This is a genomic window from Methylococcus sp. EFPC2 (assembly GCF_016925495.1).
GTDB lineage: Bacteria > Pseudomonadota > Gammaproteobacteria > Methylococcales > Methylococcaceae > EFPC2.
Window position 1 is genome coordinate 1,314,699 of sequence record NZ_CP070491.1, and the last position, 14,937, is coordinate 1,329,635.

Below are 14,937 nucleotides of genomic sequence, written 5' to 3' on the forward strand. Positions count from 1 at the left end.
CCGACTCCTAGAATACCGCCAGCAGGGTGGCGAGCACGAAAACCACCAGATAGCGCGGCTGGTTCAGCAAGCCTTCGAAATGATTCAGCCGGGAGCCCAGGCGGCGGCCGGCGCGTTGCAATCCGCTGCCGATTCCGCGCAGGACCAGGCGGTCTTCGAACCAGAACGACAAGGAGGCCAGCGCGGCGACCAGGCCGCCGGCCAGGCCACTGACCCGCACGGTATCGTCGGGGCGCTTGCCGGCTTGCTCAGGCAGCGCATCCAGGGGCAGGCCGGCGGCGCGCTGGATCGCCTGGCGGTCGAAGCGCTCGAGATCCCGGGCCAATTTTTGTGTCGGCCGGACGACCAGCGCGTCGCCCAGGTGCTCCAGCCACAGCCTGTGCAGCGAGGCCAGATAAAGGCCGCGCCGCTGGGCCAGCGAGGCCGTCGGCGGCCGAGCGGGACTGCCGGCGATCTGGTGCATCAGCGAAGGCGCGGAGAGGAACTGATAGGCGCGGAACCCGGCGTGGGCGCACAGATGCCACAGCGCCAGATCCCACCAGCCCAGGCCCGCCTCCAGGAACATCAACCCGACCTGGGCCGAGGTCGAAAAAATCAGCGCGCTTTTGACGTCGCTTTGGGTCAGCCCGCAATACCATCCGTACAGTGCGGTGAGCAGGCCCACGGCGACCAGCAAGGCCTGGGCCAGCGGAGCCTGGTCGAACACGGGCTGCAAGCGCAGTACCAGAAAAACCCCGGCATGTACCATTAAGGCACCGTAAAATATTGCGCTGGACGGCGTCGGCCCCTCCATCGCTCGGGCGAGCCAGGGTGCCAGGGGCACTTGGGCCGATTTGGCCACAGCCGCCAGCAAAAATGCACAGGCCAGGGTAGCCGCCTGCCACTCGCTCAACTGCCCGGTCGCGGCCGTGATGCTGGGCCAGTCGATGGCGCCGATCCAGGCAAAAGCCAGAAAGATGCCCAGCACGAAGCCCGCATCGCCGATGCGGTTGGTGACGAAGGCGCGGGTCGCGTTGGCCGCGGCCGTGGGCCGGTCGTAGGCGTAAGCGATCAGCAGTAAGGACGACACGCCCGCCAGTTCCCAGCCGGCGAAGGTCAGCACCGCGTTGCCGCCCAGCGCCAGCAGCTGCATCGCGCCCACGAACAGCGACAGCACCATGAAAAAACGGTGAAATCCGGCCTCGCGGTGCATGTAGTTTACCGAGAAACGCAACACCATCAGCGACAGGAGGGCGATCAGGCTGGACATGATCAGGTTGAGCGCGTCGAAGCCGAACTCGATGCGGATGCGGTAGCGCCCGCTTTCCAGCCAGGCTCCCAGCACCATCGATTCAGCCAGTTCGCCGCGCAGAAACAGGAGGACGGCCGCCGCTACCGCCAGCAAGGACAGCAGACCCGCCGACAGGGACAGGCGGCGGGTGAAGCGCTCGCTGGCTTCGCCCGCTATGCGTCCGCTGAGCTGGCCCAGTCCCAATATCAGGGCCGCCGCGAAAGGCGGCAGGATGATGCTCTCAGGCAGCATGCGCCGTGTCCTCCGGGGTGGCGATTAGCGCCGGCGGACGCGGGGCGCTGTGGCCGGCGTACCAGTCCGTCGAACGCGCCACGCGCGGCAGGGGTTGGTGTGGCGCTTGCCAGGGCACGAAGCCTCGTTCGGGTTCGAATACGCTGAGGGTGCCGGTATCCGGGGCAATGGCGCTAAGCAACAGCCAGCGGTTGCCTATCAGCTCCCGCAAAGGGGGCTGGCGTTTATAGATCTCGACCAGGACCTCCGTCTTCGCCTCGACCACCAGTTGCAAACGCATGGCTTCGTGGATTTCCACCATCTGGCGCGGCAGGCCGGTGCGCAGATCGCTGCTGGCGCCTTCCATCACGGCGTTGAGGCCGGTGACGTTGTGCGGCACCTTGGAGCCGCAGCCGTAACGCTCGTTGTCGACCGTGGAGAAGTAGTATTCCAGGTTGATGCCCGCGCCCACAGGTCCGGCTGCCAGCAGGATGCCCTCCAGAATGCGGCCGTCCGGGTCTTGGGTCGGGTCGTAGGAGATCAGGAATACGCGGCGGTCGAAAAAAGCGCCGCGGGTGACCGAACGCCGGCCGATCACCGCCGCCGCGTTGGTCGCATGGCCCAGTTCCGGCCTAGCCTGGCTGAAATCGACGGTGCGGCCGACGATGTGGTTCATGGCTAGTTTCAGGCTGGGTTTGCGCGGCGCCGAGGCGAGCCGGCGGCAGCGCTCGTGGGCGGAGAGGTGCAGGGCGTGGTCGAGTTCGGCGCGCAAGCGTCGCAGCGCCGGTTCAAATACCGCGGGCAGGTCTTCGAGGTCGAACCAGATGAAGTCCTCGTTGGCGGTATTGTGTTCGCAGCCCAAAAACCAGGTGTCGGGCGGGATATCGATACCGCGCTCCTTGAGCAGGGCGCGTATCTCCGGGCGATTGGCCATGGCGGCGAAGGTCCGCGCATTCGGTCCGCCGTGGCGGCCGGAACAGGCGCCGCAATCGTAGGCGGCCAGATGCGGATTGTTCTGGCTGATGGAGCCGTGGCCGGCAATCACGACCAAGCGGGCGAAGCCGGCCGTCAGGCCGACGTTGCGCAGGAAGGCGCCGACCCGGTCGGCCTGCTCGCCATCGGTAAAGCCCAGCCGGGGCCGCTCGGGCGTGGCGGCGGGGCTGTCGGCCGAGGCCTCGAAATGCAGCCGTGTCGGCACCGGCGGATCGTAGGCATCGCTCAGATGACGGGCCCATCTGGCGTGCCTCAAGGGAAAGAAAATCTTGCCGGCCAGAGCGCCCAGGGTGAGGGGGCCGAGCAGGCCTATCAGCAATTCGGAGCTGATCAGATTGCGGCGGATTTCCTGGTTCAATACCCGTTCGAGCCGGGCTTTCAAGCCCAGCCTGCGGCCATGGCTCTCGTGCCGGGATTCCGCTCCCGGACGCGCAATTTCCCGCACTTCGTGAGCCGGCGTGACGACGACCGGGCAGAGCGGGGTCAGCTTTTTGTCGTCCAGTCCGCGCCAGTTCATGGGCACGCCGAAGAAGCCGGCGGCACCCAGGGTTTCGATCGCCGGGTTCGACTCCTCCAGGTGGCGGCGCAGGCTTTCTTCGCGGTCGTCCATGCAAAAGATCACCTGGGCATCCGGACGTCCCTCCCGCGTGGCCCAAGGCCCGCGGCCGTGGTTTTGCGCGAGCGCGGCGAACAAGTCGTTGCGGTAATGGTGCTCATAGGCGCAAAGCCAGAGATAGCCGCGCTGGCCGCCGTCCAGCTCGTCCAGGGCGGAGAGTAGGCCATGAAGCTCGGCGTCCTGTAGTGCGGCGATATCCGGACCGGACAGGCCCAGATGCTGGGCCAGGCGGAATAGGCGCCAGGCTTTACGCGGGGTGGACCGTTCCGCAGCCGCCCGGCGGTTCACCATGCGTTCGTGCAGTTCATCCCAGCGTGCCCGCAACGCATCGCCCTGCCGTCCGTCTACGATCAGTTGGCGGGTGTCGACGGCGAGATCTTCGGGCAATTTACCGGCAAACAGGGCCAGGCGGATCGTGAATTCGGATTCGCGCCGGGTGAAATGTTCCTGCAACGCGTCCAGCCGGCCGGGCAGGCCCCAGGTCGAACGGCAGAGGCGCTCGATGCGGAGTCCGTCGAGCAACAACCGGAGCGCCAGATAGTCCATCAAGGCCACGGGGGCGATACGATTCGCCGGATAGGCCGGCTTGTGCTGGCGCCAGTTGAACAGCCCCGACCAGCCCGGCAATTCCAGCGCCAGCCGGCGCAGATAAGCGCTCCAGCGCGGTTCCGGTATGCCCAGACGCTGCAGCGCCAGCATCACCGCATCGACCGGCTCTTCGGGCAGTTCGGCCCAGGCGGCGCGCCAGCCCGGGAGTTCCTGCAGGGCCGGACCGGCATCATGGTCGGCGCAGGCTTTCCAGGCGGCATAAAGGCCGTCCGGTCGGTCCGGTGCGTGCCAGGAGGCGATGCCTTCGTCCAGGTGCGAGGCGCAGAGGCGGATCAGGGCGGGGCGAACCTCGTCGAGGATGTCCTCTCCGGTCAGGTCGGCGAGCGCGCCGCGCAGGCTCAGACGGTCTCCGACGTCGGCGAAGTAATCCGTGGCGGACGGCCCGGGGACGGAGTCCACCTCCACGTCGCAGCGCTCACTGCAGGTCGCCCAGCACGCGGCTATGGCTTCCGCGACGACTTCGGTTTGCGCCGAGCCCATGAAACGTCGGCGGATCTCTTCGGGCACGTCGGCCTGGAAGGTCTCGAGGGCCTGCAATTCCGCTATCTGCCAGTCGAGCTCCTGGGCGCTGCCGGCGTCGACGCCATGAATCAGGGCGGTGAGCCAGATTTCGCGCCGCGCGATGTCACGACCGGCAACCCGGGCGACGATTTCAGCGCCGCGGGCAGCCTGTTCGCGATCCAGCGCGGAGGCGAGATCGGCGTCGTTGATGCGGCCTTGCCGGTAGTAACGGCGGAATTCCTCTTCGGGCAGATAGGCGCGGTTGCCGGTCAGCCTTTCCGCCGCTGCCAGCGCTTCCGGGAAAGGCAGGTGCTGATAACCGTGCAAGGTGTTGTGGTGTACGAAATCGAGCAGCGGCGCCTGGCCGGGCAGCACGTGATCCAGATAGCTCACCGCCTCGATCAGTCGAGTGCGGGGATCGGCCGGGTCCTTTTCCTCCAGCGCGGCGCTCATGGCTGGCCTCCATTTCCGCCTGTAGTCAGGTCCGCGCTCAATTGCGCTACCGAGGCGCCGATCAGCTTGAGGGCGGGGGTGGGAAGCAGACCCAGAAAAATGATGCCCGCGGCCAGGGTGCTGGCGGCGGCCAGTTCGAAACCGCGCAGGTCCGAGAATTCGCGCCTGTTCGTCGGTGCGGGGCCGCTCAGCAGGGTGGCGATGGTGCGGATGGCATAGGCGACGCCGATCAGGATCCCGAGGCTGGCGAAAACGGTCCAGCCGCCGAAGCGGTCGAAACCGGCGACGAGGGCGTGGAGTTCGGCGGGAAACCCCGCCAGGCCGGGCAAGCCCAGCCCCGCCAGCAGAGCCAGGGTGAAGAACAAGGCAAAGCGGGGCGCGCGGCTGATCAAGGAAGCGTAATCGGCGGTCTCGCGGCTGTGCGTGCGTTCGTACAGCAGGCCGACGACCAGGAACAGTGCCGCGGCGATCAGACCGTGAGCGCTCATCTGCAGGGCGGCGCCCAGCAGGCCGGTCTCGCTCAGGGTTGCGATGCCCAGCAGCACGATGCCCATGTGGCTGATGGAGGAGTAGGCGATCATGGCCTTGAGGTCGCTTTGCCGCCAGGCCAGCAGCGCGCCGTAGACCAGGCTGATCAAGGCCAGCGCGGCGAGCAGGGGTTGCAGTGCCAGGGCGGCCTCCGGCAGCATGCCGACCGAACGGATCAAGCCGAACGCGCCCATCTTGAGCAATACGCCGGAAAGCAGGATGCTGACCGGGCTCGGCGCCTCGACATGGGCCAAGGGCAGCCAGCCGTGCAGTGGAAAGCTGGGCATCTTCACGCCGAAGCCGATCAAGAGCCCCAGGAAAATCAGGATTTGCTTGTCGACGGGCAGGGTCTTGGCGGCTTCGCTCATGGCCGGCATGGCGGTGGAATGTGCCTCCGACCCGCCGTAGATCATCAACAGGCCAATCAACATGAATATCGAGCCGCCCATGGTGTAGAGCACGAAATTCAGACTGGCGGTATGCCGGCGCGCGCCGCCCCACTGGTCGATGAGGAAAAAAAGTGGAATCAGAGTGACTTCCCAGAACACGTAGAACAAGGCCCAGTCCTGAGCCATGAAGACGCCCAGCATGCCGAATTCGAGCATCAGCAGGCACACGTGGTATCCCTTGACGCGGGTCTTGACGCTATGGGAGGCGAGCAGGGCGATCACCGACAGCAAGGTGGACAGCAGCACCATAGGCAGCGAAATGCCGTCCACCCCCAACGCATAAAAACTGCCGAGTTCGGGGTTCCAGGGATGCAATTCCTGGAACTGCAGGTCGCCGGACGCGGTGTCGAAACGGAAGGGCAGGCTCCAGGCCAGGACCAGGGTGAGTAGCGACACGCCATACGCCAGGCTGCGGACCAGGTGGGCTCGATTATCCGGTATCAAGGCGGCGAGCAGCGAGCCCACGGCGGGGGCCCACAGGATCAGGCTTAGGGTCTGCATCGTCGGGTCTTAGGGCTGAGTCCTTGGAGGAGGCGGCTTGGTCGGCTCGTGCGGTGCAACAGTCGATGTGAAGGTAGCGTATCAAAACAAGACGGAAGCCGGAGCAGGATAGCATGGCTACCAAAGACGACAAACCTTGCTGAGGCCGGTATCGCCGGCTCTGGTCTCGTGCCGCCGACCACCGGGTCCGCCCGCGCGGCAAGCGGATAAGGAAGCGCGCATGCCGTCTGCCGTACGGTCGCGCAGACCCAGCTCGGTGACGTACGCTTGACGGCGCCGGCCGGCGCGCTTTTGATGGGCGTGAAACGAAATAGGGTGTTGCCTGCTGATGGGGCAGACGCCTCAGCCGGAGGCAAGCGGCTAGGCATTCCATTCGACCAGCGGTCCGATGCGTGGCCGCCAAGGAGTAATACATGAACATCTGGCTGGCTCTGCGACTTTCCGGGCGTTCGCCGGCGCTCGAGCCGCACCGGCATGCTCTCGCCGCCATCGCGCGAAAAATCGATCGCCGCACGAGTCTCTTTGCCGCGCTCGCGCTCGTGGCCTCCGGCGCATGCGCGGCCGCCGCGCCGCCGTCCGCCTCGGTACGCGCCGATTACTCCCAACTCATCCAAAACGTGAGTCAACTGGCCGAGAAGGAAATGGCCGCTCACGATGTCGTGGGTTTGAGCATTGCGCTGGTCGACGATCAGCGGGTCGTGTGGGCCCGGGGCTTCGGTCATGCCGATAAGTCCAAAGGCTTGCCGGCCACGCCGGAGACCCTGTTTCGGCTCGGCTCGATGACCGAACTGTTCACCGCCGCAGCCGCGATGCAGTTGGCCGAGCAGGGAAAACTCGACATCGACCGCCCCCTGCAACGCTATCTGCCGGAGCTCTCGGTACGTTCCCGCTACGCCGGGCCGGTGGTCATCACACCGCGCAATCTGATGAACCATCATTCGGGCCTGCCGCGCGATTATTTGCAAGGCCTGTGGACGCCGAACTCCAATCCAGATTCCCTGATCCGGGCCATACGAGGAATCGAGCTGGTGGCGCCGCCGGATCGCGTTTTCTCCTATTCCAACCTGGGCGTTTCCCTGCTCGGCAATGTCATCGAACGGCTGGCGCAAACGCCGTATGCGGCCCATCTGGAGCAGAGGCTGCTACAGCCCCTGGGCATGACCCGTTCGTCGCTGGCTGCCGCGCCGGTTTCGCATCCGCTGATGTCGCGCAGTTACCGCAAGGGCGAAGAGACCGCCGATCCCGCCTTGCGCGACATCCCCGCCGGCGGACTGGTTTCCAGCGCGACCGAGATGAGTCGGTTCCTGTCCATGGTCTTTGCCGGAGGCCGGGTCGGCGATACCCGGATATTGCGCCCCGAGACCCTGGATGCGATGTTTAGCCCGCAAAACCAGGGGGTCGAACTGGATCGTAGTTTACGCATCGGTTTGGGCTGGATGTTGAGCGGCACCGGCGACATCGATCTTCGAGGTGCCGGCACCGTGGCTCATCATGCCGGCGACACCGTATCGTTCCATTCCCAACTGGTCGCGCTGCCGGAACATAAGCTGGGCGTGGTGGTCCTGGCCAATTCGAATAGTGCCCGCGGAACCGTCAACAAGCTGGCGACCGAGACCCTGGCGCAGGCGCTGGAGATCAAGGCGGGCATACGGCAACCGGTAGCCGAGCCGGTGGAACTCGCCCGCACGCCCTTGAGTCCGGCGGACCGGCAAGCCTACGCGGGCTACTACACCACCCAAATGGGACCGGTGCGCGTATATGCCGACGGCGACCAGTTGCAGGCGGAGGCCCTGGGCCGGACTTTTCGCCTGGTTCCGAGGACCGATGGACGGCTGGCGCTGAAGTATCGCCTGCTGGGGCTGATCCCCTTCAAGCTCGATGCCCTGGATGCCATCGGGTTTTCCCTGGACCATGTCGCGGGCCGCGACATCCTGATCGCCCACCGGAACGGGCAGGAACTGATGCTGGGGGAAAAGATCGAGCCGGTTCCCTTGCCTGCAGCCTGGCTAGTCCGGCAGGGCGATTACGTTCCCAGCGATACCGCACGGGATGGCCCCCTGGTGCGGTCGGTCCATGCCGGTTTTGAGAACGGCATGGGCTTCCTGGAGGTGCGCCTCGTCCAGCAGCCGGACCGGCCCCTGCGCCTGGCGATCAAACCGGTGTCCGATACCGAAGCCCTGGTCTTGGGGGCATGGAACGACATGGGGGAGACCTTGCGCGCCGAACGAAGCGCGAACGGCGCGGAGTTTTTGGAGTTTTCCGGTGTGCGCTTCATCCGGCAGTAAGGCGGTCAGGTGCGCCAAATCACCCCCGTCCGGGCGAAGACCGAAAGGCGGTGGTGGCATCGCCCTTGACCCCTCGCCGCAACGTCCTGCCGCGCCCAGATCCAAATTCCTCGGCGACAGACATGACCAGGCGATGACACCTCCAGCAATCCTCCCGAAGACCGCGGCAAGCTCATGCCGATGAACGGCCGTTTTGCGCTGTTTGTCATCGCCCTCGGACTGTTGCCCATGGCCTGCGCCGGGCCGACAGACACCGGTCGCGTCCAGGCTGAGCCCTACGCCTCGGTCTACGTCGTAAATCACGGTTATCACAGCGGTTTGGTGATCGATCCGGCGGACCTGCCTGCCGGCAAAATGCCGGAAAGCGCGGACTTTCCGAACGCCGACTATCTGGAATTGGGCTGGGGCGACCGGGATTATTACCGGGCGGACGATCCCGGTTTCGGGGCCATGTTGCAAGCCGCTTTCTGGTCCGACGCCAGCGTGCTGCACGTGATCGGCGTGTACGGTTCGATACGTCAGCACTACGGAGGCCGGGACATCGTGCGGCTGTCGCTGACGGCGCAAGGGTATGCCGGCCTTGCGGACTACATCCATCAAAGCTTCGTTCGGGAGGGCGCGGCGCGGGTCGGACCGATAGGCCCCGGTCTGATCCGCAATAGTTATTTTTATCCCGCCCGGGGGCATTTCAGCCTGCTCAATACCTGCAACGCGTGGACCGCGCGGGCCCTGGAGGCGGGCGCTTACCCCATGGGGTTCATGCCGCTTATCACCGCGCATCAATTGATGAACCGGATACGTCCATTTGCCGTGCCCGAGTCCAGGCCGCAGCCGTAATCATCCGTCCGGGAAAAGCGAGCGAAGGCAAAACCGCCTCATGCGGCATTGCCGACGTGAACCCGATTTCGCCCGGCATTCTTGGCCGCATAGAGCGCGTGGTCGGCAAGGGTTAAAACGCCATCGGGACTGATGCTGGCCGAGTTCATCAAGGCGATGCCTATGCTCACGGTGATGGCGATACTGTGCCGATCGGTTTGCAGCAAGGTATCGGCAACATGCTGGCGTAAACGTTCCGCAAAAACACCGGCTTCGTCCAGCCCGGTGCCCGGCAGGGCGATGGCGAATTCCTCGCCGCCCATGCGGCCGACGAGATCGGTCTTGCGCTGTTGAGTGCGGACGATCCTGGCAAAATGCTTCAGCAGCGCATCGCCGGTGGCGTGGCCATAGGTGTCGTTGACGTGCTTGAAGTGGTCCAGGTCCAGCATCAACACGGAAGTCTGGAACTCCGGGTGACGTTGCAGCCGTGCAAACTCCTCCTGCAGCCGGATCAGAAAATAGCGGCGATTCAGAAAACCGGTCAGGGCGTCCGTGGTGGCCAATTCCAATAATTCCGCCTCCATGAGCTTATGGTCCGTGATGTCTATGCAGGTGCCTATGAATCCGACGAAGTCACCGGCTTTATCGAATCGCGGTACGCCGGTATTGGCCATCCAGCGATACTCTCCGTCGTGACGTCGGTAGCGATAGTCGACATTGAACGGGAGACGATGCTCGAAATGCCAGGCATAGCAGTTACGCACGATTTCCATGTCTTCCGGATGCACGTTGCTTAACCAGCCTTGCCCCAACTCCTGCACCATGGTGCGGCCGGTAAAGTTCAGCCACCTTTTGTTGAACCACACGGCCTGGTGGTCGGCGCGCGCCAGCCATATCAACACCGGAGCCGAATTCGCCATCAAGCGGAAGCGGGCTTCGCTTTCTTGGAATTTTTGGGCGCGTTCCGCCGCCAGGGCCAAGGCCCGGCCGCGGGCCATGAATTGCCAGACCAGTAGCGTCAACAAAGCGCTGAAGGCTATGCCCGTGCCGGCAATGAGTAGCGGCTTGGTCCGGCCGATGCGGGACTGAAAGCCAGGTTCGGCGTGGATGGACAAGGTCCAGGGATGGCCCGCGATTAGTAATTGCTGAATGGTATGCAGGGAGGGGTCGCCCGTTTGCATGGGTGCGGTGCCATACAGGCGGGTTTCCTCGTCGGCCTGTGTGCCATCGAATATTTCCAGCCCCAAATCCGCTGCCCGCTCTCCGCCTATCCCTTCCATCAAATCCTTTATGCGGAAAGGCGAATAAACCCAGCCGACAATGTTGGCCCGGCGTTGTTCCACCGTGTCGTGGGGTAAGCCGTTTTTATAAACCGGCAGATACATGAGGAATCCGGCCTGCACATCGTGCTCGGTTTCCTGCACCAGTACGACCTTGCCGGATACGCCGATTGCGTCGCCATCCCGGGCCAAACACATGGCCTGGTTGCGCACCGGTTCCGCAAACATGTCGTAGCCGAATGCCCTGAGGTTGCGGTCCAGGAATGGCTCCAGATAGACGATAGCGGTATAAGAATCTCGATCGCCTTCCGGATAGATGTCGTAATCGGGATAGCCTTGTCGGCGAATGTCCTCGACATGTTTATCCCTTTGTTCCTTGGGAACCCTCAAAGCGAAACCGACGCCTTGCACGCCGGGATAGCGCTTTTCAAGAGACAGAGCGGCGATATAGTCGTGAAATTCGGCGCGGTCCACCGCTACGGACGCGGCAAACAAGCCGCGTGTCCCGTAAAGGACTTGCTGATAATTATCCAGGCGATTTTCGATGAGTTCGCGTAGCTGCCGGACCCGGAAATCGAAATACGTATGCTCGTCTCGTTCCAGAGCACTGTCCGCCGAGGACCACAAACCGTAAGTGACGGCCAAGGCCAGGGACAAAACCACGCCGGTCAGTCCGGGGGCGATGAGCTTGCCGCGTGCCGTAATGCCTGATACATGGCTGACTATCGATAGCATACGGCTTCCTGACTCCGTTTAAGTTGGAGAACTGGGGACCGGCACGCCGGCGCCCTGAGGGTATGCCCGGCGCAACATGCGGCAGTGCGCCTGTGCAGCGCACGAGGGTAGTGTAATGTGCCGAACGGATTTTGCAGTGATGCGGGGATCAAACGCCCGGCAACTATCCGGTAGCGCTTTGGTGGGAGTTAGAACCGGAGTCGGACATCGTACGGCACGAGGCGCAAGTCCTTTGCGTTCATTTCGCCGCGTCGGGTGCCCCCATTCGGCATTCAGGCTGGCGAGCGTGGTTTCGGCCGGATAAAAGAAGGACCGGGGGAGATGCGCTACACGGAAGCCCGAGCGGTCGCGGACGCCCCGGTAGTTTGGCTTAATTTAAGTCGCCGCCCGGTAAATAGGGGCAGCGGGGGGCTGTCCCGGCCGCGCGCCTCAGACGCCGGCGATGTTGGGTTGCGCGCGGCGAGCGTCGCCAGCCGGAAGGTGGGGGCTCAATTCAGTTAGGGCCTGGCGGTAGACTTCCCGCTTGAAATACACCACGTCGGCGAGTGGGTGCCAATAATCGACCCAGCACCAGGCGTCGAATTCCGGTTTGTCGGTGCGATCCAGGCGTATGTTGGAGATCGGCGCATCGAGCCTGAGCAGATACCAGAGCTGTTTCTGGCCTATGCACAGCGGCAGGGAATGTTTGCGGATGTAGCGGTCGGGGAGTTCGTAACGCAGCCAGCCGCCCGTGCGCGCCAGTAGCTGCACATGATGCGGGCTGAGCCCCGTCTCTTCGTACAGTTCGCGGTACATGGCGTTATCGGGCGCTTCGTCCAGCTTGATGCCACCCTGAGGAAACTGCCACGAGCGCATACCGACGCGACGCGCCCAGAATACCCGACCCTCGTCGTTGCACAGGATGATGCCTACGTTGAGGCGATATCCCTCCGAGTCGATCATGGTCTGTATCAGGTCCGGTGGCTGTCTTCGAATGCTACAATGCGCGTCCGCGTCCGCGGGCGCATCGGTGTCATTGTTTCACAAAACTCGTCCGGATGTCATCCGCCTGGCGGCGGCGTCCGTGGCCCGTATTTAGCCTGGAGTATCCGTGAGTCTGGCCATTTTCGATCTCGACAACACGCTCATCGCCGGCGATAGCGATTACCTTTGGGGGCAATTTCTGGTCGATCAGGGCATCGTCGACCGCGAACATTACGAGACCTCGAATGCCGAGTTCTATCGACAATACCGGGAGGGCCGCCTCGATATCGCGGAGTTTCTGGCCTTTGCGCTCAAGCCGCTGGCGGAACATCCCGTGGAGCGTCTGCACGTCTGGCGCGAGCAGTTCGTGCGGGAAAAGATCCTGCCCATCTTGTTACCGGCCGCCAGGGATTTGATCGCGAAGCACCGGGATGCGGGCGATTTGCCCGTGGTCATCACGGCCACCAACCGATTCGTGACCGAACCCATCGTCGGGCTTTACGGGATAGAGCACCTGATCGCGACGACGCCGGAGTTTTCCGATGGGCGCTACACCGGGCGCCATGTCGGCGTGCCTTGTTTTCAGGACGGCAAGGTCAAGCGCCTGGATGAGTGGCGGGTCGAGAACGACCACGCCTTGGCCGATAGCTGGTTTTACAGCGATTCGCACAACGATCTTCCGCTGCTGTCGCGGGTGGGGCATCCGGTGGCGGTCGATCCGGACGAGATCCTGGCGGATGAAGCGCGCGCGCGCGGCTGGCCCATCATCAGCCTGCGCTGAGCACGGGACTCAAGCTTTGCGGATGACGAAATAAAGGATGCCGTCTTGCTGGCAGCGGTCCATCAATTCGTGGCCCGCCTGATCCAGGTAGACGCCGAAATCCAGCACCGACGCCGGATCGGTCGCCGTCACACGCACCACTTGGCCGCTTTGCAGGGCCTGCAGGGCTTTTTTCAGGCGCAGCAAAGGCAATGGACAGGCGAGCCCACAGGTGTCGACTTCCAGGTCGCATTGCGAAATGACCAACATCTCAGCTTCTCCCGATGTCGAAAAGGGGAAGGATTCTAACAAAAGCTCACTCCCATGGATTATTTGCCGATATACATCAAACTCACCGGCCGGCCTTGCCTGGTCGTGGGGGGAGGCGAGGTGGCCGCCCGCAAGGTCGGAACCCTCAGGGCGGCCGGTGCCGCGGTCTCCGTACTGGCTCCGGAACTGGTGGCCAGCCTTGCTCGACAGGCCGAGTCGGGGGAGATCACGTGGCTGGAGCAGCACTTCGATCGCGCGGTTGTGGCGGATTATGCCCTGGTGGTCGCCGCGACGAGCGACCGTTCCGTCAACGAAGCGGTGTCACAGGCCGCTAAGGCGCGCGGCATTCCGGTCAATGTGGTCGACAGCCCGGAACTTTGCACGTTCATATTCCCGGCCATCATCGACCGTTCGCCCGTGATCGCCGCGGTTTCCTCGGGCGGCGCCTCGCCCGTCCTGTCCCGGGTCTTGCGCATGCGCCTGGAAACCCTGCTGTCGCCCGCCTACGGCCGCTTGGCCGCATTGGCCGAGAATTTCCGCGCCAGGGTCAAACAAAGGCTCACGGACGTCGGGCAGCGTCGCCGTTTCTGGGAGCGGGTACTGCAGGGCCGGGTCGCGGAACTGGTGTTCGCGGGGCGCGAAGAAGAAGCCGCCGCGCAACTGCAGCGTGAACTCGACGAGCACGACAGCGACGTCGATGCGATGGGCCGGGTCGCCCTGGTCGGCGCCGGCCCCGGCGATCCCGACCTGCTCACACTCGGAGCGCTGAGGCTGATACAGGAGGCGGACGTCGTCGTCTACGATCGCCTGGTATCGCCCGAGGTCATGAATCTCGTGCGCAAGGATGCCGAGAAGATATACGCCGGCAAACAGCGCAGCCTGCACGCCTTGCCGCAGGAAGACATCAACCGCCTGCTGGCGCGCCTGGCCAAGGCCGGCAAGCGGGTGGTGCGCTTGAAGGGCGGCGATCCTTTCATCTTCGGCCGTGGCGGGGAAGAAATCGAGACGCTGATGGAGGAAGGGGTGCCCTTCCAGGTGGTGCCCGGCATCACCGCCGCGTCCGGTTGCGCCGCCTATGCCGGCATACCGCTAACGCATCGCGACTACGCCCAGTCCTGCACCTTCGTGACCGGCCATTTGAAGGACGATTCCACCATCGATCTGGACTGGCGGCGTCTGGCCGTGCCCCAGCAGACCGTGGTGATCTACATGGGGCTGCAGGGGCTGGACCGCATCTGCTCGGCCCTGATAGAACACGGCTGCCCGGCCGATCTACCGGCGGCCTTGGTCCAGCAGGGGACGACCCGCCACCAGGTGGTCGTCTGCGGAAACCTGGGCACGCTGCCCGGTCTGGTCGCCGAGCGCGACATCAAGGCGCCCACGCTGGTGATCATCGGCCATGTCGTCAAATTGCACGAAAAACTGGCCTGGTTTTATGGTGAGCGGCAGGAGTTGCCGGGGCCATGACCTGAAACGGCGGTCTAATCGCGGGCGCGCTCGACCGCCGCACCGTCGTCGGCTTTCGCCAACAAGCCTTCCAGGTGGAACCACCAGATGACTTTCGCGTATTTGATTAGCACGACGAACGTACGCTCATCCAAATCGCGTTCGACGATGCCTTTGGGGATAGTCGGGCTGGCCATGACACCCTCCTTGTCGCTTCGAGCGATGCAAGTA

The 14,937-nt window shown here is 64.0% G+C and carries 11 protein-coding genes; 4 read left to right on the plus strand and 7 right to left on the minus strand.

The genetic code is table 11. From position 1 onward, the window contains the following. Nucleotides 1–7: 7 nt before the first annotated feature. Genes JWZ97_RS05550 through JWZ97_RS05560 form a run of 3 tightly spaced genes read right to left on the minus strand, consistent with a single transcriptional unit; the run spans nt 8 to nt 6,151 of the window. A complete protein-coding gene (locus tag JWZ97_RS05550) occupies nt 8–1,522 on the minus strand; it encodes an NADH-quinone oxidoreductase subunit L (protein ID WP_205433814.1) in 1,515 nt (504 codons plus the stop codon). Further along, the gene (locus JWZ97_RS05555; protein ID WP_240342502.1) at nt 1,512–4,673 is read right to left on the minus strand and encodes a DUF2309 domain-containing protein; all 3,162 of its coding nucleotides are present in this window, start codon (nt 4,671–4,673) and stop codon (nt 1,512–1,514) included. Before JWZ97_RS05555 ends, JWZ97_RS05550 begins: the two co-directional genes overlap by 11 nt. Continuing rightward, a complete protein-coding gene (locus JWZ97_RS05560) occupies nt 4,670–6,151 on the minus strand; it encodes a NuoM family protein (RefSeq protein WP_205433815.1) in 1,482 nt (493 codons plus the stop codon). Before JWZ97_RS05560 ends, JWZ97_RS05555 begins: the two co-directional genes overlap by 4 nt. 413 nt (nt 6,152–6,564) lie before the next feature. Here JWZ97_RS05560 and JWZ97_RS05565 point away from each other — a divergent pair, with 413 nt between their 5' ends. Beyond that, complete coding sequence (locus JWZ97_RS05565; RefSeq protein WP_205433816.1) at nt 6,565–8,436, plus strand: serine hydrolase; 1,872 nt, start codon at nt 6,565–6,567, stop codon at nt 8,434–8,436. A gap of 180 nt (nt 8,437–8,616) precedes the next feature. Next, a complete protein-coding gene (locus tag JWZ97_RS05570; protein WP_205433817.1) occupies nt 8,617–9,273 on the plus strand; it encodes a DUF2459 domain-containing protein in 657 nt (218 codons plus the stop codon). Between the two features lie 38 nt (nt 9,274–9,311). On the opposite strand, the gene JWZ97_RS05575 is transcribed toward JWZ97_RS05570, so the two are convergent. After that, nucleotides 9,312–11,267 (minus strand): CHASE domain-containing protein, encoded by a 1,956-nt coding sequence (locus tag JWZ97_RS05575; protein WP_205433818.1) that lies wholly within the window; start codon nt 11,265–11,267, stop codon nt 9,312–9,314. A gap of 429 nt (nt 11,268–11,696) precedes the next feature. Next, nucleotides 11,697–12,209, minus strand: coding sequence for an RNA pyrophosphohydrolase (locus JWZ97_RS05580; RefSeq protein ID WP_205433819.1), 513 nt, complete (start codon nt 12,207–12,209; stop codon nt 11,697–11,699). A 148-nt stretch (nt 12,210–12,357) separates the two neighbouring features. On the opposite strand from JWZ97_RS05580, the gene JWZ97_RS05585 reads away from it, so the two are divergent. Next, entirely contained in the window at nt 12,358–13,011 is a 654-nt protein-coding gene (locus tag JWZ97_RS05585) for an HAD family phosphatase (protein WP_205433820.1), read from the plus strand. Nucleotides 13,012–13,020: 9 nt separating this feature from the next. On the opposite strand, the gene JWZ97_RS05590 is transcribed toward JWZ97_RS05585, so the two are convergent. Further along, nucleotides 13,021–13,260: a sulfurtransferase TusA family protein gene (locus JWZ97_RS05590; RefSeq protein WP_240342503.1), complete on the minus strand. Its 240-nt coding sequence runs from the start codon at nt 13,258–13,260 to the stop codon at nt 13,021–13,023. Nucleotides 13,261–13,314: 54 nt separating this feature from the next. Here JWZ97_RS05590 and cysG point away from each other — a divergent pair, with 54 nt between their 5' ends. Then, a complete protein-coding gene (cysG, locus tag JWZ97_RS05595) occupies nt 13,315–14,727 on the plus strand; it encodes a siroheme synthase CysG (protein WP_205433821.1) in 1,413 nt (470 codons plus the stop codon). A 14-nt stretch (nt 14,728–14,741) separates the two neighbouring features. On the opposite strand, the gene JWZ97_RS05600 is transcribed toward cysG, so the two are convergent. After that, a complete protein-coding gene (locus tag JWZ97_RS05600; RefSeq protein WP_205433822.1) occupies nt 14,742–14,903 on the minus strand; it encodes a hypothetical protein in 162 nt (53 codons plus the stop codon). Nucleotides 14,904–14,937: the final 34 nt, after the last annotated feature.

Excerpts from the sequence above, each read along its gene's own strand:
- JWZ97_RS05560 (WP_205433815.1), bottom strand. The coding sequence starts at position 6,151 with ATGCAGACCCTAAGCCTGATCCTGTGGGCCCCCGCCGTGGGCTCGCTG.
- JWZ97_RS05550 (WP_205433814.1), bottom strand. The coding sequence starts at position 1,522 with ATGCTGCCTGAGAGCATCATCCTGCCGCCTTTCGCGGCGGCCCTGATA.
- JWZ97_RS05575 (WP_205433818.1), bottom strand. The coding sequence starts at position 11,267 with ATGCTATCGATAGTCAGCCATGTATCAGGCATTACGGCACGCGGCAAG.
- JWZ97_RS05565 (WP_205433816.1), top strand. The coding sequence starts at position 6,565 with ATGAACATCTGGCTGGCTCTGCGACTTTCCGGGCGTTCGCCGGCGCTC.
- JWZ97_RS05570 (WP_205433817.1), top strand. The coding sequence starts at position 8,617 with ATGAACGGCCGTTTTGCGCTGTTTGTCATCGCCCTCGGACTGTTGCCC.
- JWZ97_RS05555 (WP_240342502.1), bottom strand. The coding sequence starts at position 4,673 with ATGAGCGCCGCGCTGGAGGAAAAGGACCCGGCCGATCCCCGCACTCGA.
- JWZ97_RS05590 (WP_240342503.1), bottom strand. The coding sequence starts at position 13,260 with ATGTTGGTCATTTCGCAATGCGACCTGGAAGTCGACACCTGTGGGCTC.
- JWZ97_RS05580 (WP_205433819.1), bottom strand. The coding sequence starts at position 12,209 with ATGATCGACTCGGAGGGATATCGCCTCAACGTAGGCATCATCCTGTGC.
- JWZ97_RS05600 (WP_205433822.1), bottom strand. The coding sequence starts at position 14,903 with ATGGCCAGCCCGACTATCCCCAAAGGCATCGTCGAACGCGATTTGGAT.
- cysG (WP_205433821.1), top strand. The coding sequence starts at position 13,315 with ATGGATTATTTGCCGATATACATCAAACTCACCGGCCGGCCTTGCCTG.